Origin of the sequence: Ruoffia halotolerans, assembly GCF_014049385.1 — a bacterium.
In the GTDB taxonomy this organism is placed as follows: Bacteria; Bacillota; Bacilli; order Lactobacillales; family Aerococcaceae; genus Ruoffia; species Ruoffia halotolerans.
In genome coordinates this window covers 82,613-103,300 of sequence record NZ_JACAOA010000005.1, presented here as the reverse complement: position 1 = coordinate 103,300, position 20,688 = coordinate 82,613, and the positions used below count along the sequence as shown (strand labels likewise).

At 35.7% G+C, this 20,688-nt stretch carries 19 protein-coding genes; 17 read left to right on the top strand and 2 right to left on the bottom strand.

What is annotated here, in order from left to right:
- Positions 1-11: 11 nt before the first annotated feature.
- The 16 genes from ribF (at position 12) to pip (ending at position 19,291) form a co-directional block, all read left to right on the top strand.
- Entirely contained in the window at positions 12-971 is a 960-nt protein-coding gene (ribF, locus tag HW423_RS03120; protein ID WP_218930488.1) for a riboflavin biosynthesis protein RibF, read from the top strand.
- Entirely contained in the window at positions 964-1,836 is an 873-nt protein-coding gene (locus HW423_RS03115) for a YitT family protein (protein ID WP_218930487.1), read from the top strand. Before ribF ends, HW423_RS03115 begins: the two co-directional genes overlap by 8 nt.
- A gap of 129 nt (positions 1,837-1,965) precedes the next feature.
- A complete protein-coding gene (hrcA, locus tag HW423_RS03110) occupies positions 1,966-2,982 on the top strand; it encodes a heat-inducible transcriptional repressor HrcA (RefSeq protein WP_218930486.1) in 1,017 nt (338 codons plus the stop codon).
- Positions 2,983-3,004: 22 nt separating this feature from the next.
- Complete coding sequence (gene grpE, locus HW423_RS03105; protein ID WP_235956264.1) at positions 3,005-3,577, top strand: nucleotide exchange factor GrpE; 573 nt, start codon at positions 3,005-3,007, stop codon at positions 3,575-3,577.
- Positions 3,578-3,598: 21 nt separating this feature from the next.
- The gene (dnaK, locus tag HW423_RS03100; RefSeq protein ID WP_218930484.1) at positions 3,599-5,425 is read left to right on the top strand and encodes a molecular chaperone DnaK; all 1,827 of its coding nucleotides are present in this window, start codon (positions 3,599-3,601) and stop codon (positions 5,423-5,425) included.
- A gap of 107 nt (positions 5,426-5,532) precedes the next feature.
- Entirely contained in the window at positions 5,533-6,681 is a 1,149-nt protein-coding gene (gene dnaJ / locus HW423_RS03095) for a molecular chaperone DnaJ (RefSeq protein ID WP_218930483.1), read from the top strand.
- Between the two features lie 248 nt (positions 6,682-6,929).
- Positions 6,930-8,753: a translation elongation factor 4 gene (gene lepA, locus HW423_RS03090; RefSeq protein WP_218930482.1), complete on the top strand. Its 1,824-nt coding sequence runs from the start codon at positions 6,930-6,932 to the stop codon at positions 8,751-8,753.
- 232 nt (positions 8,754-8,985) lie between these two features.
- On the top strand, positions 8,986-10,662 hold the full coding sequence (locus HW423_RS03085) for a formate--tetrahydrofolate ligase (RefSeq protein ID WP_218930481.1): 1,677 nt from the start codon (positions 8,986-8,988) through the stop codon (positions 10,660-10,662).
- A gap of 58 nt (positions 10,663-10,720) precedes the next feature.
- Positions 10,721-10,903 (top strand): LPXTG cell wall anchor domain-containing protein, encoded by a 183-nt coding sequence (locus HW423_RS03080; RefSeq protein ID WP_218930480.1) that lies wholly within the window; start codon positions 10,721-10,723, stop codon positions 10,901-10,903.
- Positions 10,904-11,040: 137 nt separating this feature from the next.
- Entirely contained in the window at positions 11,041-12,759 is a 1,719-nt protein-coding gene (locus HW423_RS03075; protein ID WP_218930479.1) for an ABC transporter ATP-binding protein, read from the top strand.
- Positions 12,760-12,842: 83 nt separating this feature from the next.
- Positions 12,843-14,735, top strand: a complete 1,893-nt coding sequence (locus tag HW423_RS03070) for an ABC-F family ATP-binding cassette domain-containing protein (RefSeq protein ID WP_218930478.1) — start codon at positions 12,843-12,845, stop codon at positions 14,733-14,735.
- Between the two features lie 16 nt (positions 14,736-14,751).
- On the top strand, positions 14,752-15,696 hold the full coding sequence (locus HW423_RS03065; RefSeq protein ID WP_218930477.1) for a thymidylate synthase: 945 nt from the start codon (positions 14,752-14,754) through the stop codon (positions 15,694-15,696).
- Positions 15,697-15,708: 12 nt separating this feature from the next.
- Positions 15,709-16,209, top strand: coding sequence for a dihydrofolate reductase (locus HW423_RS03060; protein ID WP_218930476.1), 501 nt, complete (start codon positions 15,709-15,711; stop codon positions 16,207-16,209).
- Positions 16,209-17,507, top strand: coding sequence for an adenylosuccinate lyase (purB, locus tag HW423_RS03055; protein ID WP_218930475.1), 1,299 nt, complete (start codon positions 16,209-16,211; stop codon positions 17,505-17,507). The genes HW423_RS03060 and purB overlap by 1 nt, the downstream gene beginning before the upstream one ends.
- A gap of 15 nt (positions 17,508-17,522) precedes the next feature.
- Positions 17,523-18,338 carry a pyrroline-5-carboxylate reductase gene (proC, locus tag HW423_RS03050; protein ID WP_218930474.1) on the top strand — a complete coding sequence of 272 codons (816 nt, stop codon included), beginning with the start codon at positions 17,523-17,525 and terminating at the stop codon, positions 18,336-18,338.
- Between the two features lie 14 nt (positions 18,339-18,352).
- Positions 18,353-19,291: a prolyl aminopeptidase gene (pip, locus tag HW423_RS03045; protein WP_218930473.1), complete on the top strand. Its 939-nt coding sequence runs from the start codon at positions 18,353-18,355 to the stop codon at positions 19,289-19,291.
- 40 nt (positions 19,292-19,331) lie between these two features.
- Here the strand turns inward: pip and trhA are convergent, their stop codons facing one another.
- Positions 19,332-19,976, bottom strand: a complete 645-nt coding sequence (gene trhA, locus HW423_RS03040; RefSeq protein WP_218930472.1) for a PAQR family membrane homeostasis protein TrhA — start codon at positions 19,974-19,976, stop codon at positions 19,332-19,334.
- 105 nt (positions 19,977-20,081) lie between these two features.
- On the bottom strand, positions 20,082-20,255 hold the full coding sequence (locus HW423_RS03035; protein WP_171031222.1) for a hypothetical protein: 174 nt from the start codon (positions 20,253-20,255) through the stop codon (positions 20,082-20,084).
- Between the two features lie 203 nt (positions 20,256-20,458).
- Here HW423_RS03035 and HW423_RS03030 point away from each other — a divergent pair, with 203 nt between their 5' ends.
- Positions 20,459-20,680, top strand: coding sequence for a YozE family protein (locus tag HW423_RS03030; protein ID WP_218930471.1), 222 nt, complete (start codon positions 20,459-20,461; stop codon positions 20,678-20,680).
- Positions 20,681-20,688: the final 8 nt, after the last annotated feature.

Sequence of the window (20,688 nt, the reverse complement as noted above, 5' to 3'; positions counted from 1 at the left end):
GGAGATTCTAAATGAAGATAGTACACTTAAGTCATCCTTACGATTCAAAAGAAATATCAGACGAACCTGTAGTCATGACTTTAGGTTTTTTTGATGGCGTTCATTTAGGTCATCAAAAAGTAATTAAAAGAGCAAGAGAAGAAGCAGATAAAAGAGGAATTAAACTAGCTCTAATGACGTTTAATCAACATCCTAGAATAGTTTATGAAGATCTTAATTTAGATTCATTTCATTACTTAACAACGAATAAGCGAAAAGCGGAACTAATGGAAGAATTTGAAGTGGATATTTTATACATTGTTGAATATACATTTGCTTTTGGTACTCAAACGCCGCAAGAATTCGTTGAAAAGTACTTAGTCGATTTGCATACCGAAGTTGCGGTGGCAGGTTTTGATTATACTTATGGAAAAAAAGACATCGCGAATATGCAAACTTTACCCATTCATGCTGCTGAGCGCTTTGATGTCATTGAAGTCGAGGAATTAGCATCACATTTTTCCAAAGTAGCAACGACTCGAATTAAAGAACTCGTTTACCAAGGCGATATGGAGCAAGCCAACCAGGATTTGGGCTATATTTATGAAATATACGGTACAGTTATTCATGGTGAAAAAGTAGGACGTACATTAGGATATCCAACAGCTAATATCCAAGTCCCACATCCGCAACTGCTACCTGGAATAGGCGTTTATGCCGTTGAAATTAAGATAGGCGATACTTGGCATCTAGGTAGCGCATCTATTGGTCATAATATTACGTTCTACGATAATCATGATTTAACGTGCGAAGTTTACATTTTAGATTTTGATCAAATGATTTATGGTGAAAAAGTCAGAGTAAGATGGCATCATTATTTACGTGGAGAATATAAATTTAATAGTGTCGATGAATTGATCGACCAATTGAAAATTGATGAAGATAACACCCGTCTGTATTTCAAAAATCTAGGTGGTGGTCGAGATGTATAAATCAGTGATTAAAAACCTAGCACTTGTGTTAATCGGGACATATATCTTTTCAATCGCTGTTAATTCAATAGTCATTCCAAACCAACTTGGTGAAGGTGGCGTAACAGGTATCACACTCTTATTGTTCTATATATTTGACATTAGTCCTGCATTGAGTAACTTTATAATCAATGCGATTATTATGTTGGTCGGTTGGAGGTTTCTCGAAAAGGAGACAATCTTTTATACGATTGTCGCAATTATATCCATGTCATTATTCTTAGAATTCATATTCCTACCTAGTTTTATTCCAACGAATTCATTATTAGGACCATTAGCCAGTGGATTTTTAATTGGATTGGGAATCGGAATTGTTATTTTAGGACACGGGACGACAGCAGGCGTTGATATTATTGCCTTAATTATTAATAAATATTTGGGCTTGCAAGTTTCTATTGCTTTGTTGATTCTTGACGTTTTGATTGTCATTCCACTAACAATTGTCATCGGTTTAGAAAAAGGCTTACTGACTTTAATCTCGTTATATATTACAAGTAAGATTTTAAACTTTGTCATGGAAGGGTATAATCCTAAAAAAGCGATCATGGTTGTATCAAATAAACATGATGAAATTGCTGAAGAAATTATGAAGCGAGTTGACCGTGGGATTACAGTACTAAAAGGTTACGGATATTATTCTAAAGCTGAAAAAGAAGTACTATATGTCGTTATTAATCGAATTCAGTTAATTAAAGTACAAAGAATCATAAATGAAATTGATTCAAATGCCTTTGTAACAGTGACGGGAATTCAGCAAGTTCTAGGTGAAGGCTTCACGTTTAACCTTGACCAGTCACATAATATAGAGGAAAATGAAGTGATCTAGCACTCTTAATAAAAGAGTGCTATTTTTTTTATTTATTTCTGTAAAACCCTTGACAATTGTCCCGGGAGGATGTATTATAATAACAGTTAGCACTCAGATAACTTAAGTGCTAATAAGTGGGGTGAGAAAATGTTGACACCAAGGCAACAAGAAGTTCTTAATTTAATCATACAACTTTATGGACAATTTGAAGAACCCATTGGTTCAAAAACTTTACTTCGAGAGAGTTACTTAAAAGTGAGTCCTGCAACAATACGCAATGATATGGTCGTGTTAGAACAACAAGGCTTACTAATGAAGCCACATACTTCTAGTGGCCGTATACCATCTATTGATGGTTATCGTTATTATATTGATGGGATTATTCATCAGGAGGACAAAGAATTACCATTTCTTGATGATGACGCTAATTTTGAAGAGTTGACTCAAGCGAAACATTATAGTCCCTTACAATTAACGCAACTTTGTGCAGATATATTAGTTTCATTGACTGGTTTTACAGCAGTGGTACTAGGGCAAAATAAAGAATCGCATTATTTCGAAGAATTTAAATTAGTACCAATTGATCGGACGCGTTATATTTCTATCCTTATGACAGATAAGGGGAATATAGAAAGCGAGCAAATTGAATTAAAAGTATCACTTTCAAAAGATGATATTACAAAGTTAGTTGAGATGATAAATGATGAACTCAAAGGTGTTGTACTTGAAGATGCCTATCAAAGAATGAAGTTAGGAATACCTTTATTAACTCAACGTTTAACAGGATATCAATTAGATTTCTCTCCGTTGATTGAAAAATCAATGCACCACATAAAAGGACACCGCTATTACATTAGTGGGAAAAGTAATCTCTTTGATTTAATCGATGGCCAAACAAGTAGAGAAGCATTGAAACATCTCTTTGAACTCATTGATGGTTCAAGGGAAATGCATCATTTACTTGAGGAACAAGAAGAAGGTATTAATATTTTGTTTGGTTATGAGTTTTTAGCTGATAGCTTAGCGAATATTAATCTTCTTACTGGATCGTTTGTCAATGAAAATCAAAAAATAATATTAGGATTACTTGGACCTACAACAATGTCCTATGAAAAAGTAATTGCGTTATTAGAAGTGATGATTAACAAATTATCGATTCAATAATATGTATGAAGGAGGGTGTCAATTGACAGATAACGAAAAAAATAACAATGTTGTTGATGAATCTGTGGAAATTATCGAACCAGAGACATCAGAAGAGACAACGTCTGATACACCCGAAGTTTCTGAAGAAGAAACTCAAGAGGTATCAGAATTAGATAAATTAAAACAAGAAAACGAAGAACTAGATGACAAGATATTACGCCTACAAGCTGAGATAGCTAATATGCGTCGAATTAATTCAAGAGAACGATCTGAAGCAGCAAAATTTAGATCGCAAAACTTAGCGTCATCACTCTTAGAAGTTATTGATAACTTAGAAAGAGCTCTACAAACGGAAACGACATCGGAAGATGGCGAAGCACTTAAAAAAGGTGTTGAAATGGTTCATAACCAATTCAAATATGCCTTTGAAAAAGAAAAGATTGAAACAATTGATCCGTTGAATGAAGAATTTGATCCAAACTTCCACCAAGCAGTAAGTGTCATGCCTGTGGGAGAAGGACAAGAAAGTAATCATGTGATTCAAGTGTTACAAAAAGGATATCGAATTGATAATCGTGTCATTAGACCGGCAATGGTTATCGTATCAGAATAAAATTAAAAGGAGAAATGTAATATGGCTAAAATTATTGGTATTGACTTAGGTACAACAAACTCTGCTGTAGCGGTTCTTGAAGGTGGAGAAGCTAAAATTATTCCAAACCCAGAAGGTAACCGTACAACACCATCTGTTGTAGCTTTAAAAAATGATGAAATTCAAGTAGGGGAAGTTGCTAAACGTCAAGCAGTAACAAACCCAGATACAGTAAGTTCAATTAAACGTCACATGGGTGACAGTTATAAAGTAACTATGGGAGATAAAGAATATACTCCTCAAGAAATCTCTGCGATGACATTACAATACCTTAAAAGTTATGCAGAAGACTACTTAGGTGAAAAAGTTGATAAAGCAGTTATTACAGTACCTGCATACTTCAACGACTCACAACGTCAAGCAACTAAAGATGCTGGTAAAATCGCTGGTTTAGAAGTTGAACGTATTGTTAACGAGCCAACTGCAGCTGCTTTAGCATATGGATTAGATAAAACTGATAGCGAAGAAAAAATCTTAGTATTCGACTTAGGGGGAGGAACATTCGACGTTTCAATCCTTGAATTAGGAGACGGAGTCTTTGATGTTCTTTCAACTTCAGGTGATAATAGCCTAGGTGGAGATGACTTTGACAACAAAATTATCGAATACTTAGCAGCTGAATTCAAAAAAGAAAACGGCATTGACTTAACTAAAGATAAAATGGCAGCACAACGTCTTAAAGACGCAGCTGAAAAAGCTAAAAAAGATTTATCAGGTGTAACATCTACACAAATTAGCTTACCATTCATCACAGCATCAGATGCTGGACCATTACACTTAGAAACTTCTTTAAGTCGCGCTAAATTCGACGAATTAACAGACGAATTAGTAGAACGTACTAAAAACCCTGTTCGTCAAGCATTAAAAGATGCTGGCGTTGACAAAAACGAAATCAACCAAGTTATCTTAGTTGGTGGATCAACTCGTATTCCAGCAGTAGTTGAAGCAGTACGTAAAGAAACTGGTAAAGAACCAAATAAATCAGTAAACCCTGATGAAGTAGTAGCGATGGGTGCTGCTATCCAAGGTGGAGTTATCTCTGGTGATGTTAAAGATATCGTCTTACTTGACGTAACACCATTATCATTAGGTATCGAAACAATGGGTGGAATCTTCACTAAATTAATCGACCGTAATACAACGATTCCTACAAGTAAATCACAAGTATTCTCTACAGCAGCTGATAACCAACCAGCAGTAGATGTACATGTATTACAAGGTGAGCGTGAAATGGCTCAAGACAACAAAACTTTAGGTAGATTCCAATTAACAGATATACCTGCAGCACCACGTGGTGTTCCACAAATTGAAGTTTCATTCGATATTGATAAAAACGGTATCGTTAACGTAAGTGCTAAAGACTTAGGAACTCAAAAAGAACAAACAATTACAATCAAATCATCATCAGGTCTTACAGATGAAGAAATTGATCAAATGGTTAAAGATGCAGAAGCGAATGCTGAATCAGATAAACAACGTCGTGAAGAAGCAGATTTACGTAACGAAGTAGATCAATTAATCTTTACAACTAACAAAACGTTAGAAGACTTGAAAGATAAAGTATCAGAAGAAGAAGTTAAACAAGCAGAAGCAGCTCGTGATGAGTTACAAGCTGCAATCGACGAGAACGATTTAGAACCTATGAAAGAAAAACGCGACGCTTTAAATGAAGTTGTTCAAAACTTGACTGTTAAACTTTATGAACAAGCAGCTGCTGAACAACAAGCTCAAGCAGATGCTTCTGGTGAAACAGCTGAAGATGACAGTGTTGTAGATGCTGAGTTTGAGGAAGTTGACGACGAAGAGTAATTTTTATAAAATGATTACATTATGACGTTAATTTTTAGCCGAGGGCATCAATACCCTTGGCTTTTTATATAAATAGACTTGTGATTATTTCAAGAAGGAGGTAGATTATGGCAGAGAAGCGTGATTATTATGAAGTGCTTGGCGTATCTCGAGATGCATCCGATGCAGAGATAAAGAAAGCCTATCGTAAATTATCAAAAAAATATCACCCAGACATTAACAAAGATGAAGGCGCAGAAGTTAAATTTAAAGAAGTTTCTGAAGCATATGAAGTACTAAGTGATTCGCAAAAACGTGCTGCTTATGATCAGTATGGACATGCGGCTAATGATCCGAACTTTGGTGGCGGATTTGGCGGTGGCTTCGGTGGTGGAAGTTATGGTGGCGCAGGATTTGGCTTTGAAGATATCTTCGAACAATTCTTCGGAGGCTCAGGTGCTTCACGTCAAAGTCCAAACGCACCAACACGTGGAAGTGACTTACAATACCGTGTGACATTAACTTTTGAAGAAGCAATCTTCGGAAAAGAAACAACAATTAAATACAACCGTAATGAAGAATGTCATACGTGTCATGGTTCAGGTGCTAAACCAGGAACAAGTCCAGTAACATGTTCTAAATGTCATGGATCTGGAGCTGTTCAAGTAGAACAAAACACACCATTTGGTCGTGTTATGACTCAAAGAACTTGTGATGTTTGTTCAGGAACTGGACAAGAAATTAAAGAGAAATGTCAAACGTGTCATGGTGCAGGAATTGAAGCTAAAGAGCATTCAGTTAAAGTAACTGTTCCAGCCGGAGTAGAAACTGACCAACAAATTCGTTTATCAGGACAAGGAGAAGCTGGTCAAAATGGTGGACCTTATGGAGACCTTTACGTAGTCTTTAGAGTACAGCCAAGTGAGGAATATGAACGTGACGGAACTGAAATTTATTATGAATTACCAATTTCATTCGTTCAAGCTGCCTTAGGTGATGAAATTACTGTACCGACTGTTCACGGAAAAGTGAAATTAAAAGTACCTGGTGGTACACAAACAGGTACAAGTTTCCGACTTAAAGGTAAGGGTGCACCTAGTCTAAGAGGTAACTTCACGGGAGATCAACACGTTAAAGTGACAGTTAAAACACCTACAAAATTGTCAGAAAAAGAACGCGAATTATTCCAAAGTTTAGCTGAAGAATCTGGCCAAACGGTTCGTGCGAATAATGAAGGTGGATTTTTTGACAAAATGCGCGACATGTTCGATAAGTAATTTAATGTAAGTTTTATTAGGAGGCGACTCAGGCTAGTTATTATGCCTGAATTGTCTCCTTTAATTTTTACTAATTTTAGATTAATGTATATATTACAAGATTTACATTTTTTTAAATTGTATTTTTATGATTAGATAATTAATTAAAAAAAGAGCTGAAGCCTATCAATATGCAATGTTTTTTGGTATGATTAAGTGTGAGTATTTTTGTAGGTAAGCCATTTGGCTATAAAGGAAGTGAAGGATTTATGAATATAAATGAAATGAGAGAAAGACAAAAAAGAATAAGAAATTTCTCGATTATTGCCCATATTGACCACGGTAAATCGACTTTAGCAGACCGTATTTTACAACAGACCCATTCTGTGGCTGACCGTGATATGCAAGCTCAATTATTGGATTCAATGGATCTTGAGCGTGAGCGTGGAATAACAATCAAATTAAATGCGATTGAATTAACATATAAAGCAAAAGATGGCGAAGATTATATCTTCCATTTAATTGATACACCTGGTCACGTCGATTTTACATATGAAGTTTCTCGTTCATTAGCAGCCTGTGAGGGTGCTTTATTAGTTGTCGATGCAGCTCAGGGGATAGAAGCTCAAACATTGGCAAATGTTTACCTAGCCTTAGACAATGATTTAGAAATTTTACCTGTAATTAATAAAATTGATTTACCAGCAGCAGATCCTGAACGAGTTCAATTTGAAATTGAAGATATTATTGGGATTGATGCTTCTGAAGCCGTTCATGCAAGTGCAAAATCTGGTATTGGAATTGAAGAAATTTTAGAACAAATTGTTGAGAAAGTTCCAGAACCACAAGGGGATGTTGATGCTCCGCTTAAAGCATTAATCTTTGATTCGGCCTATGACAGTTACCGTGGTGTTGTTTTAAACATTCGTGTCATGGAAGGTGTTATACGCCCCGGTGAGCGCATGAAATTAATGAGCAATGGGAAAGAATTCGAAGTTGTTGAAGTAGGAATATTCTCACCATCACCAATTCAACGTGATTTCTTAATGGCCGGGGATGTTGGTTATGTCACAGCGAACATCAAAACAATTCAAGATACCCGTGTTGGTGATACCATCACATTAGCTAACAATCCAACGGAAGAAGCATTGCCAGGATACCGTAAATTAAATCCAATGGTTTACGCTGGTTTATATCCAGTTGATTCAAGTGACTACAATGATTTAAGAGAATCGCTTGAAAGGTTACAATTAAACGATGCGGCACTGCAATTTGAACCTGAAACGTCACAAGCGTTAGGTTTTGGTTACAGAACAGGGTTCCTGGGCTTATTACATATGGATGTAATTCAAGAGCGTTTAGAACGTGAATTTGGCTTAGATTTGATTATGACTGCACCTTCAGTAATCTATGAAGTGGTCAAAACAGACGGTGAGACAATCATCGTGGATAACCCATCTATGATGCCAGATAACACCGAAGTTGATAAAATCTTAGAACCTTACGTTAAAGCAACGATCATGGTACCAAATGATTATGTTGGAGCAGTAATGGATCTATGTGAACGTAAACGTGGTAACTTCCTAACAATGGATTATCTTGATGAGTATCGTGTTAACGTTGTTTACGAAATGCCAATGGCTGAAATCATCTTTGATTTCTTCGATAAATTAAAATCAAATACTAAAGGTTATGCGTCGTTAGAATATGAAGTGATTGGTTACAAACAATCAAACTTAGTGAAGCTTGATATTCTTCTTAATGGAGAAATTATTGATGCCTTTAGTACGATTGTTCACCGTGACTTTGCTTTCAACCGTGGAAAAGAGTTAGCAAGTAAATTGAAGGAAATCATACCTCGTCAGATGTTTGAAATTCCGGTACAAGCGACTATTGGTAATAAGGTTATTGCGCGTACGACAATTAAAGCTTACCGTAAAGATGTAACTGCAAAATTATATGGTGGGGACGTTTCTCGTCGTAAAAAACTATTAGAGAAACAAAAAGAAGGTAAGAAACGTATGAAGTCTGTCGGAAGTGTGGAAATTCCACAAGAAGCTTTCATGGCAGTGCTTTCTATGGACGAAGATTAATATATTTTTAAAGTAGACTTCCTTAACGGGTTGTCTATTTTTTTGCCTAAATTGCGTGAATAAGGATTTAACTAGCGTTCAATATAATATGATAATTTAAGAAACTATAATTTGATTTTGAATACACGAATGATTGAGTATTATTAGTATAAGTTCATTGGTTATAAGCAATTGAAAACGTTCTTCTATGATATACTAAATTAAATAAAACTACGAATTTAGGAGTGATTATTTGAGTCATCTAAATGATATCGATATAGCAAAGACTGCTGATAAAAAGCCTATTAATGAAATTGCTGAAAATTTAGGCATATCCAAGGAAGAGTTTATACCTTACGGACATTATAAAGCCAAAATTGATGTGAATATGAATAAAGAAGAATTTGAAAAAAATAAAGGAAAACTCGTTTTGGTTACAGCTATATCGCCAACACCTGCAGGTGAAGGGAAGACAACTATGTCTGTAGGTTTAGCTGATGGTCTAGCTCAAATCGGTAAGAAATCAGTCTTGGCGCTTAGAGAACCTTCCCTGGGACCTGTCTTTGGGATGAAAGGTGGGGCAGCAGGAGGCGGTTACGCGCAGGTAGTTCCGATGGAAGATATTAATCTACATTTTACGGGTGATTTCCATGCAATTTCTTCTGCACATAACTTAATCTCTGCATTATTAGATAATCATATTCATCATGGAAACTCTTTGAATATTGATACGAGAAAGATTCATTGGAAACGTGTCGTAGATATGAATGATCGTCAACTCCGTCATATAGTTAATGGATTAAATGGTTCAACTAATGGGGTTCCACGAGAAGATGGCTATGATATAACAGTTGCCTCAGAGATTATGGCCATCTTTTGTTTATCTGAAGATTTAATAGATTTGAAAGAAAGAATCAGCCGAATTATTGTGGCTTATACTCATGATAACCAACCTGTAACTGTTGATGACTTAAAAGGTTCTGGAGCAGTTACGGCTTTATTAGTAGATGCTTTTAAACCAAATTTAGTTCAAACACTTGAGAACACACCAGCGTTTATTCATGGTGGACCTTTTGCAAATATAGCCCATGGTTGTAATAGTATATTAGCAACAAAACATGCTTTACTTTATGGAGATTATGCTGTAACTGAAGCCGGTTTTGGTGCAGATCTTGGTGGAGAGAAATTCATAGATATCAAATGCCGTACAGCGGAGCTTGCACCTGATGCAGTCGTTGTTGTAGCTACTGTTAAGGCTCTGAAAATGCATGGTGGTGTTTCAAAACAGCATCTTAATGAGGAAAATGTCATCGCAGTTAAAAAAGGACTAGTGAACTTAAAGCATCATATTCAAACAATGAAAGATGTCTTTAATCTAAATACAGTCGTCGGAATTAATCACTTTTTCACCGACACAGATGCAGAAGTTCAAGTTATATTGGATGCTTGCCAAGAATGGGGTATTAAAGCATCTGTAGCAAAAGTCTGGGAACAAGGTGGTAAAGGCGCGACAGAATTAGCTCAATTAGTTGTTGAAGCTTGTGAGAATAAGACAAACATGACATTTGCTTATGACTTAGATACGACTTTAATGGATAAAATCACTCATGTAGTTCAAAAAGTATATGGAGGCAAGGGCGCAACCTATACAAATAAAGCGATGAAACAGTTAAAAGAAATTGAACAAGTTGGATTTGGTCAGCTTCCAGTATGTATGGCTAAAACTCAATATTCACTTTCAGACACAGCATCATTAATTGGCGCACCGACGGATTTTGATATTAAGATCAAAGAACTTCGCCTTTCAGCTGGTGCAGGCTTTATCGTTGCTATCACTGGAACGATTATGACTATGCCAGGTTTACCAAAAAAACCGTCTGCAGAAAGTATTGATGTCGATAAGGAAGGGAATATCACTGGCTTATTTTAAACATATTACATATAATTATTATAGTGTGATCCATTTCTTATAGATAAGGGGTATATTTATGAAAAAAGAAACTTTATTTAGCTTAATATTAACTTTATTACTTTTAGTTCCTAATAAAGTCCAAGCAATGTCAACTTTACCTAACACAGGTGAATCTAATAGTTGGGTATTTATCTTAATTGCAGCAATTGCAGTTGTTGCTGGGATTTGGTTAGTAGTTTCATCAAGAAAGAAAAAGTAAGCTAAAGATAAGAAAGTTTAAATAATAATGCATGGTCTTTGAATTAATTCAGAGCCATGCTTTTTAATTTTTAACTTTGAAAAGCCTACTGAATTCAGGTAGAATGGGTTAAGATTTTATGTCAGAGGAGTTATACAATGCTTAAAAAATTTTTCTCGTATTATATTCCATATAAAAAATTATTTGCAATCGATTTTATTTGTGCTGTTATTTCAGCTATCTTGGAATTATTCTTTCCGATTGCGGTCAATATGGTGATTGATCAAATATTGCCGAAAGGAAATTTACGGCATATTGTCATGTTCTCAGTATTATTATTTGCTTTATATTTATTTAATACGACTATGAATTATATTGTCGTATATATCGGTCATGTCTTTGGGAGTCATATTGAGACAGATATGCGTAAAGAGCTATTTGAGCATTTTCAAAAGCAATCTTATGCTTATTTTGACAAGATGAAGACTGGGGACTTAATGAGTCGTATTACAACAGACTTGTTCGAAATTAGTGAATTAGCTCACCACGGACCCGAAGATGTTTTTATAACGATTATGACTTTGGTCGGAGCGTTTCTTTTAATGTTAAATGTTCATGTTCCGTTAGCATTAATGACTGTCGCCTTAATTCCTATCTTAGGTGTTGTACTGGGGCTGTTTAGCCGTTATATGGTTAATATTAATGTGAGTATTAAACAAAACTTGGGCCGGTTTAACGCTGGAATTCAAAACTCAATTAGTGGGATGAGAGTAGTTAAAGCTTTTGCGAATGAGTCATACGAGAATGATATTTTCGTTGATTTAGCTGAGAAATACCGTTTAGCAATGGTTAGATTTTATAATTCTATGGCAACGAGTTCTTCATTTAATTATATTGTCATGCGTTTGATTAATCTGTTTGCCTTGCTGGCGGGTTCTTATTATACAATTGTAGGTGAACTAACAATTGGTGAGCTCGTTGGATATATTCTACTTTCCAATGTATTTATTCGTCCACTTGAGAGAGTTAATGCGATGTTAGAAGTTTATCCAAAAGGTTATGCTGGTTTTGTTAGATTACAAGAAGAATTGAATAAAGAACCAGATATTGTCGATAGTCCCAATGCAGTTGAAGCACCTAAGTTTGAAGGAAATATTCGCTATGACAATGTTTCTTTTGGTTATAATAAAGAAAAACCCGTCCTAGAAAATGTAACGATTAATATTAAAGCTGGTCAAACTGTCGCTTTTGTAGGACCATCAGGAGCTGGTAAAACGACGTTAGTAAATTTATTACCTCGATTCTATGAAATTACCGGAGGCAAAATAACGATTGATGGGGTAGATATTCAGGATGTGACGATGCGTTCATTACGTAAACAAATCGGTATTGTTCAACAGGATGTCTTTTTATTTGATGGGACCATTAAAGAGAACGTATTGTATGGGCGATTGGATGCAACTGATGAAGAGGTTAAAGCTGCCATTGATTCAGCTAAATTACGAGAGGTGATTTCAAATTTACCAGATGGGGTTGATACTCAGATAGGCGAAAGAGGAGTTTCGCTATCAGGAGGGCAGAAACAGCGCTTATCAATTGCTAGAATATTCTTAAAAAATCCCAAAATTCTTATTTTAGATGAAGCTACAAGTGCTTTAGATACTGCTACCGAACGCTTTATCCAATCTTCACTCGATGAATTGTCACAAGGACGAACATCACTCGTCATTGCCCACCGCTTAGCAACAATTACAAATGCAGATCGCATCATCGTTGTAACGCCTGAGGGAATAATGGAGGATGGAACACATGAGGAATTGTTAGAGTTAGATAACATTTATGCTGACTTATATCGCAGTCAATTTGGAGAAATGTAATTATACCCAGGGACCTAAGGGTACCTGGATTTTTTCACTCTATTCTATGTTATAATATAGTGAATTTAGCGAGGAGTTTTGATATGAAAGAATTAAAAATTACAAATTTACATAAAACTTACGGAACAAAAACTTTACTAGGCGGAGTTGACTTATCGATTCGCACAGGGGACCGAATTGGTTTGATTGGGCCAAACGGGACTGGGAAAAGTTCACTATTAAAGGTGATTGCCAATATCGATACATATGACGAAGGCGAGATACTCAAACCTAATGATTTTCGCATAGGCTATTTGGATCAACATCCAGAATTGGATTTAGATAAGACGATATTAGAAACAGTCTATGATAGTCCTGCACCTCAAATTCAAAAGTTATTACGCTATGAAAAAGCACGCTTAGATTTGGAAAATGAACCAGAGAATCCGACCAATTTCGACCGCTTCACTAAGATGAGTGATGAAATGAATTTAAATAATGGTTGGGAAATTGAAGTGAATGCCAAAACAATCTTAAGTCAGCTTGACTTAAATGATTTAAATCGTCTCGTTTCTACTTGTTCAGGTGGGGAACGTAAACGTATCGGGATAGCCCAAGTACTTATATCTGAACCAGATTTATTAATCTTAGATGAGCCAACGAATCATTTAGATATCTCATCTATTCAATGGCTAGAAAAATATTTAGCTACTTACAAAGGTGCACTATTACTCGTAACGCATGATCGCTACTTCCTAGAGCGTTCAGTTAACAAAATTGTAGAACTAAACTTTGGTCAATTGAGAGAATATTCTGGGAATTATCAAGACTATTTAACTAAACGAAGCGAAGAAGCAGCCAATAATGAAAGAATCCAAGAGAAACAAAACCGCTTATTCCAACAAGAACTAAGTTGGATGCGCAAGGGTGCCAAAGCAAGAACTACTAAACAACAGGCGCGTATCAATCGTTTTGAAGATTTAAAAGGTTCAATCGAATCACGTAATCAAGCAGATGAAGCGATTGATTTTAACTTTGATCAACAAAGAATCGGCCAAAGAATTATGGATTTAGAAAATGTCACTGTTGAGATTGGTGATAAGACTGTTATTGAAAACTTTACGAAAAGCTTTATCAAAGGTGAACGCCTAGGTATTATTGGTGAGAATGGTATCGGAAAATCAACATTCTTAAACACCTTAGCTGGATTACATCCTATTACAAGTGGTGTGTATGAAATTGGTCAAACTGTTAAGATGGCATATTACCGTCAATTGGATCAAGACTTACCTGGTGAGATGCGCGTTCTACAATATTTAACACAAATTGCGGACGAATTTCAAACAGATGGAGGTCAATCTGTTTCGGCAGCATCAATGTTAGAGCAATTTAACTTCCCTAGAGTGACTCACGGTAATCAAATTAAATATCTTTCAGGTGGTGAGCGCCGACGTCTATATTTACTGACATTATTAATTCAAGAACCAAACGTATTGTTCTTAGATGAGCCGACGAATGATTTAGATATTGAAACACTCACAGTGCTAGAAGATTACTTGGATTCCTTTGTCGGAGTCGTAATTATTGTATCCCATGACCGTTACTTCATTGATAAAACAGTGGATCAATTATTAGACATTCAAGGCGAAGGTAAATTTAATTTAATTTACGGGAATTATAGTGATTATTTAAATACACAAAGTAAGGTACCCGCTCAAACTGAGAAGACAGAAAGTAATGATGCGCCGAAAAAAGACATTGAAAAAGTAAAAACTGAGAAAAAACGCATGTCTTATAATGAGAAAAAAGAATGGGCGACAATCGAAAAAGATATCGAAGAAACTGAAGCTGAAATTGAAACAACTCAAGCAGAAATGGCAACACAAGGCAGTGATGCATATAGATTAATGGAATTACAAGAAAAGCTAGAAAGTCTAGAGTTAGCTTTACTAGAATATTACGAACGTTATGAGTACTTAAGTGAACTTTCATTATAGAAAGGATTATTATAGAATGACAACTCAATACCAAGATTTAGTAAGAAAAGTATTAAAGGAAGGAACAAAAAAAGAGGACCGGACAGGTGTTGGAACTTTGAGCATATTTGGGCACCAAATGCGCTTTAATCTTCAAGAAGGCTTTCCTTTATTGACATCTAAACGCGTACCATTTGCCCTAATTAAATCAGAATTACTTTGGTTTCTTCGTGGAGATACAAATATACGCTATCTATTAGAAAACAATAACCATATATGGGACGAATGGGCTTTTAAAAATTATGTTGAAAGTGATGCGTATGAAGGACCAGATATGACTGACTTCGGTAGACGTGCCTTAGTAGACGAGACTTTTAAAGTTCAATACGATGAAGAAATGACTAAATTTCAAAATGAAATACTTACAAATGATGACTTTAGTGAACGATTTGGTCACTTAGGGGATGTTTATGGTAAACAATGGCGAGCGTGGCAATTACGTAATGGTGACACTCTTGATCAAATTAAAATAGTCATTGACCAAATTAAAACAAATCCTGATTCAAGACGTCACATTGTTTCCGCTTGGAACCCAGAAGATGTTCCTTCAATGGCTTTACCACCTTGTCATACCTTATTCCAGTTTTATGTGGCAGATGGCAAATTAAGTTGTCAGTTATATCAAAGAAGTGGCGATATCTTTTTAGGTATTCCATTTAATATCGCGAGTTATGCACTATTAACACATTTGATTGCACGTGAAACAGGTTTAGAGGTCGGAGAATTTGTTCATACAATTGGTGATGCTCACATTTATTCAAATCACCTTGAACAAGCTAAACTGTTATTAGCAAGAGATGTTAGACCATTACCTCAACTCGTAATTCAAAGTGAAGCTAAATTGGATCAAATTGAAAGTAATGAGATTAAAGTAGAGAATTACAATCCGCATCCTTCTATCAAAGCACCGATTGCAGTTTAAGGAAGTGTAATTATGATAACATTTGTATATGCACAAGATTTAAATGGTGGGATCGGATATAAAAATGACCTACCGTGGAATTTGCCGAATGATTTGAAATTCTTTAAAGAAACGACTATGGGGCACACAATGTTAATGGGGCGTCGAACTTTTGAATCTATGAACAGACGACTACTACCAGGTCGAAAAACGGTAGTATTAACAACTGATACATCTTATGGACAAGATATTCCGGAGTTAACCGTTGTTCATACGATTGAAGACGTATTGGCTTTGTCAGAAGATCGTAACCTAATGGTTATTGGTGGAGCTAAAGTCTTCTTAGGTTTAATTGATCATGCGGATCGAGTGGTAAGAACAGTTATCGAGGATGAATTTTTGAATGATGTTGTCATGGCAGAGATTGATGAAGAGAACTGGGAATTAACAAAAGTCGTTCACGGCGAAACAGACGAAAAAAATATTCATAAACACCGGTATGAATGGTGGCAACGTAAGGAAGAGGGTATATAATGACGATTGAACGTTATACAAGACCAGAAATGAAAAATATTTGGTCACTTGAGAAGAAATACGAAACATGGTTAGAAGTTGAGATTGAAGCATGCCAAGCTTGGGCAAACTTAGATGAGATTCCTCAAGAAGATGTAGACAAGATTAGACAAAATGCGAGCTTTACTGTAGAGCGAATCCTAGAAATTGAAGAAGAAACGCGTCATGATGTTGTTGCATTTACTCGTTGTGTGAGTGAAAGCTTAGGTGATGAAAGTAAATGGATTCATTACGGTTTAACAAGTACAGATGTGGTCGATACAGCTTATGGCTTCCAATTGAAACAAGTCAATGACATCTTAAGAAAAGATATTCAACGCATCATTGATGTTGTTGGTAAAAAAGCTAAAGAACACAAATATACTATTCAAATGGGAAGAACTCATGGTGTTCATGCGGAACCAACAACTTTCGGCTTGAAATTAGCTGGCTTTTACTCTGAGTTAAAACGTAATCAAAAGCGCTTTGAAGAAGCGGCGAAAGATGTTGAAGCAGGAAAAATGAGTGGTGCAGTTGGATCATTTGCCAATACACCTCCAGAAGTTGAAGCATACGTCTGTGAACAATTAGGTATCCGTGCTCAAGATATTTCAACTCAAGTATTACCACGTGATTTACATGCACATTACGTTGCGGTCATGGCGTTAATTGGGACAAGTATCGAACGATTTGCGACTGAAATTAGAGGACTCCAAAAAACTGAAACACGTGAAGTGGAAGAGTACTTTGCTGCAGGTCAAAAAGGCTCATCAGCAATGCCTCACAAACGTAACCCGATTGGTAGTGAGAATGTCACTGGTTTAGCAAGAGTAATGCGTGGATACATTACACCCGCATACGAAAATGTCTCATTATGGCATGAACGTGATATTTCACACTCTTCAGTAGAGCGAATTATCTTACCGGATATAACAACTTTACTAAATTACCAACTTAATCGTTTCGCGAATATCATTGAGAAATTAACTGTTTTACCTGAGAACATGGAACAAAACATGGCAAAAACGTACGGCTTAATTTATTCACAACGTGTCATGTTATCACTCATAGATGCGGGTCTAACACGTGAAGCAGCCTATGATTTAGTTCAACCTCTCACTAAAGTAGCTTGGGATGAATCAAAATCCTTTGAAGAATTAGTTAAAGAAAATAAAACTATCAATCAAAAATTATCAAGTGATGAGGTCAATAACTTATTTGATCCTTCATATCATTTAACACAAGTAGATGCTATATTCAAACGTGTGGGACTAGACTAAAGAAAGAGGGATAACATGCCAACAATTGGAATGATCGGCGTCGGCAATATGGGGTCTGCGATTGCAAAAGCAATACTTAAAGCAGGATACTCGATGATATTACATAACCGCACACAAGAGAAATTAGCAGACTTAGCTGAACAAGTTGGCGCTGACGTTGTCAAATCGGAATCATTGGATGAATTAATCAATGAATCAGACATCATCTTTATCGGGGTGAAACCCAATCAATTTGGAACGATTTTTGAACAACTCGATGATTTAGTCATTGAATCTAAACCAAAAACTTGGGTGAGTATGGCTGCTGGGTTATCAATCGCGCAATTAGAAGCCTTTACACCCGCTTCTCATAAATGGATTCGCACCATGCCTAATACGCCAGTTGAAATTGGCGAAGGGTATATTGCATATTGTACGTCAAAAAATACTGACGATGAAAAAATAACTCTTTTTGAAAAAAGTCTACAGTATGCAGGTATCGTCGAAGCTATACCAGAATCACTTTTTAATGCTGTAACTGGTTTAGCCGGGTCGAGCCCAGCCTTCATATATCAACTCATTGAGGCGATGAGCGACGTTGGAGTAGAGTATGGACTCTCACGTGAACAGAGTCGTAAAATGGCGTCACAGGCCGTAAAAGGCGCTTCTAGCATGGTTATAGAGACAGGTATGCATCCAGGCGAACTGAAAGATAAAGTAACTAGCCCAAATGGAACAACAATTGCCGGAGTTGTTGCGCTTGAACATGCTGGATTTAAATCAGCGATTAACAAAGGCGTCACTGCAGCTATTAATAAATCTATTCAAATGAGTAACAAAGAAAAGAAATAAAGGGAGAAAAAAATATGTCACTTGGTTACTTAAATACACCAGTAAATGAAAGTTATCATATTGATGTCACTAATGGGCATTCTTTATATGTTGAAGAATGTGGGAATCCAGAGGGGATTCCAGTAGTATTTCTACATGGTGGTCCTGGCGGATCTATTAGTGAGAAATCACGTCGTTTTTTTAACCCAGAAAAATACCGGATTATTTTATTTGATCAAAGAGGGACAGGACGCAGCAAACCATTTTTATCACTTGAGAACAATACGATTGATGCGAGTGTCGAGGACTTAGAAGCCATACGTCTCCATTGTCATATTGACTCTTGGATTGTTTTTGGTGGAAGTTACGGGTCAACATTAGCCTTAGCATACGCTATTAAACATCAAGAATATGTGAAACATCTTGTTTTGCGAGGAATATTCTTAGGCCGACAAGCGGATATTGATTGGTTGTTTAAATTTGGTGCAAGTGAGTTTTATCCTGCTGATTTTGAACAATATAAATCGTTTATTGAAGAAGATAAACAAAGTGACTTAATCAGTGCCTATTACTATCTTATGACTCAAGGTAGTAAAGAAGAGCGAGAGGCAGCTGCCCAACAATGGAATATTTGGGAATCTAGTCTAGTGTTACATAAGCCAGTCAAACAAGAAGTGTCTCCAGTTAAACCAGGGGATTTATCACTTGGCTTATTAGAAGCTCATTACTTCAAACACCACATGTTTTGGGATGATGATAATTATTTGCTGAATCATGTTTCAGTCTTAAAAGATATTCCAATTCATATTGTCCATGGACGGTATGATGTTGATTGTCGAGTGAGTGGTGCGTTTGAGTTACAACAACAGTTACCACATGCTTCATTAGAAATTATTGAAGAAGCAGGACATTCCCCCTTTGAAGATAATATGATGAATGCTCTCCTTAACATTATGGATACTTTAGCAAAATAAAAACATCCATTCGTTTCAATCGAAACGGATGGATGTTTCTTTATACATAAAATAATACGCTGATGTACATGAAGAAAGCACCAGCCATAACAAACAAGTGCCAAATAATATGCATCCACTTATTATTTTTCATACTATAGAAGATTGTTCCTAAGGAATAAACAATACCACCAATTGCGAGTAGAGCGATACCTGTAATTTCGATGGTTTGTAGAAGTGGATAGATTATTGTGACACCCAACCAACCTAATCCTAAGTACATAAAAGTACTTAAGCGTGGAAACTTATTAATATGAAAAAGTTCAAAAAAGATTCCAATCAATGCTAAGCTCCAAACTAAAATTAAGAAAAATAGTCCTAATCGTCCACCTACACCAATAACTACGTAAGGTGTATATGTACCAGCAATCAAAATATAAATTGCGCTGTGATCTAATCGTTGAAAAAAATCTTTGAATTTTGTAAAACTTAAACTATGGTAAAGGGTAGAATTCAGAAAAAGTATGACTAAACTTGCGCCGTAAACGACATAAGCGATTATAGCAGTGGGTGAAGATACATCAATTCCTTTAATTATAAGTAAGATTAGCCCTACGATACTAAGAATCGTACCAATACCGTGAGTCATTGCGTTCAAGACTTCAACTAAAATTGCTTTACCTTTCGATTGAGATTTATTATCCATTTACTCACCTTCCAAGTAATTTTAATTCTACTTTAATTATACCAAATAGAAAGTAATAAACATAACTTTCAACTAGTAAATAGTTTAATAAATCTTTAAACCAGATTATTTGCGTTCTATTTTCCAGTCATACTCTGCGAGTTGACCAAATAATTCAGGTTTTTCAGCGAAGTTCTCCATAGCCATATCGATTAATTCGTAATCTAGTAAATCACCAGAATTTTCGAATTCAAACTCAACATTCCCAGTAAATGTAACATGCACAACGGCTTTTCCCATAATTATTCTCCTTCATGGTAACATAAGATAAAGTTAATTATAGATATGAAAAAGACAAAGTCAATCTGATATTTAAAAACATTTGTAATTAGTTTAAAACTAAGATATAACTAATAGAATGATAAGTTTTGTTTTGATTATTTAAATACGATGTTATAATAAATTCATAACTTATTAAGGATAAATTGAAAGTAGGTAATTTAATGGGACCTTCGTTTTACGAATATATTCTTCGATATGTGAATCATGATGCTAATGATCCAATTAGTCGTCTTGCAAATCGCATACATTCCGATCAAAGTTTTCCAAAGAAGAGTGAAAGCTTTGACGAAGTATCAACATACTTAGAATCATCGCCAGAGTATAGTAAATTATTAGTCATTTTTGATGATACTTGGCAATCATATCAATTTGATAATTTTTAAGGAGGAAT

Coding starts and splice junctions, on each gene's coding strand:
- ribF (WP_218930488.1), top strand. CDS start 12: ATGAAGATAGTACACTTAAGTCATCCTTACGATTCAAAAGAAATATCA.
- HW423_RS03115 (WP_218930487.1), top strand. CDS start 964: ATGTATAAATCAGTGATTAAAAACCTAGCACTTGTGTTAATCGGGACA.
- hrcA (WP_218930486.1), top strand. CDS start 1,966: ATGTTGACACCAAGGCAACAAGAAGTTCTTAATTTAATCATACAACTT.
- dnaK (WP_218930484.1), top strand. CDS start 3,599: ATGGCTAAAATTATTGGTATTGACTTAGGTACAACAAACTCTGCTGTA.
- dnaJ (WP_218930483.1), top strand. CDS start 5,533: ATGGCAGAGAAGCGTGATTATTATGAAGTGCTTGGCGTATCTCGAGAT.
- lepA (WP_218930482.1), top strand. CDS start 6,930: ATGAATATAAATGAAATGAGAGAAAGACAAAAAAGAATAAGAAATTTC.
- HW423_RS03080 (WP_218930480.1), top strand. CDS start 10,721: ATGAAAAAAGAAACTTTATTTAGCTTAATATTAACTTTATTACTTTTA.
- HW423_RS03075 (WP_218930479.1), top strand. CDS start 11,041: ATGCTTAAAAAATTTTTCTCGTATTATATTCCATATAAAAAATTATTT.
- HW423_RS03070 (WP_218930478.1), top strand. CDS start 12,843: ATGAAAGAATTAAAAATTACAAATTTACATAAAACTTACGGAACAAAA.
- HW423_RS03065 (WP_218930477.1), top strand. CDS start 14,752: ATGACAACTCAATACCAAGATTTAGTAAGAAAAGTATTAAAGGAAGGA.
- HW423_RS03060 (WP_218930476.1), top strand. CDS start 15,709: ATGATAACATTTGTATATGCACAAGATTTAAATGGTGGGATCGGATAT.
- purB (WP_218930475.1), top strand. CDS start 16,209: ATGACGATTGAACGTTATACAAGACCAGAAATGAAAAATATTTGGTCA.
- proC (WP_218930474.1), top strand. CDS start 17,523: ATGCCAACAATTGGAATGATCGGCGTCGGCAATATGGGGTCTGCGATT.
- pip (WP_218930473.1), top strand. CDS start 18,353: ATGTCACTTGGTTACTTAAATACACCAGTAAATGAAAGTTATCATATT.
- trhA (WP_218930472.1), bottom strand. CDS start 19,976: ATGGATAATAAATCTCAATCGAAAGGTAAAGCAATTTTAGTTGAAGTC.
- HW423_RS03035 (WP_171031222.1), bottom strand. CDS start 20,255: ATGGGAAAAGCCGTTGTGCATGTTACATTTACTGGGAATGTTGAGTTT.
- HW423_RS03030 (WP_218930471.1), top strand. CDS start 20,459: ATGGGACCTTCGTTTTACGAATATATTCTTCGATATGTGAATCATGAT.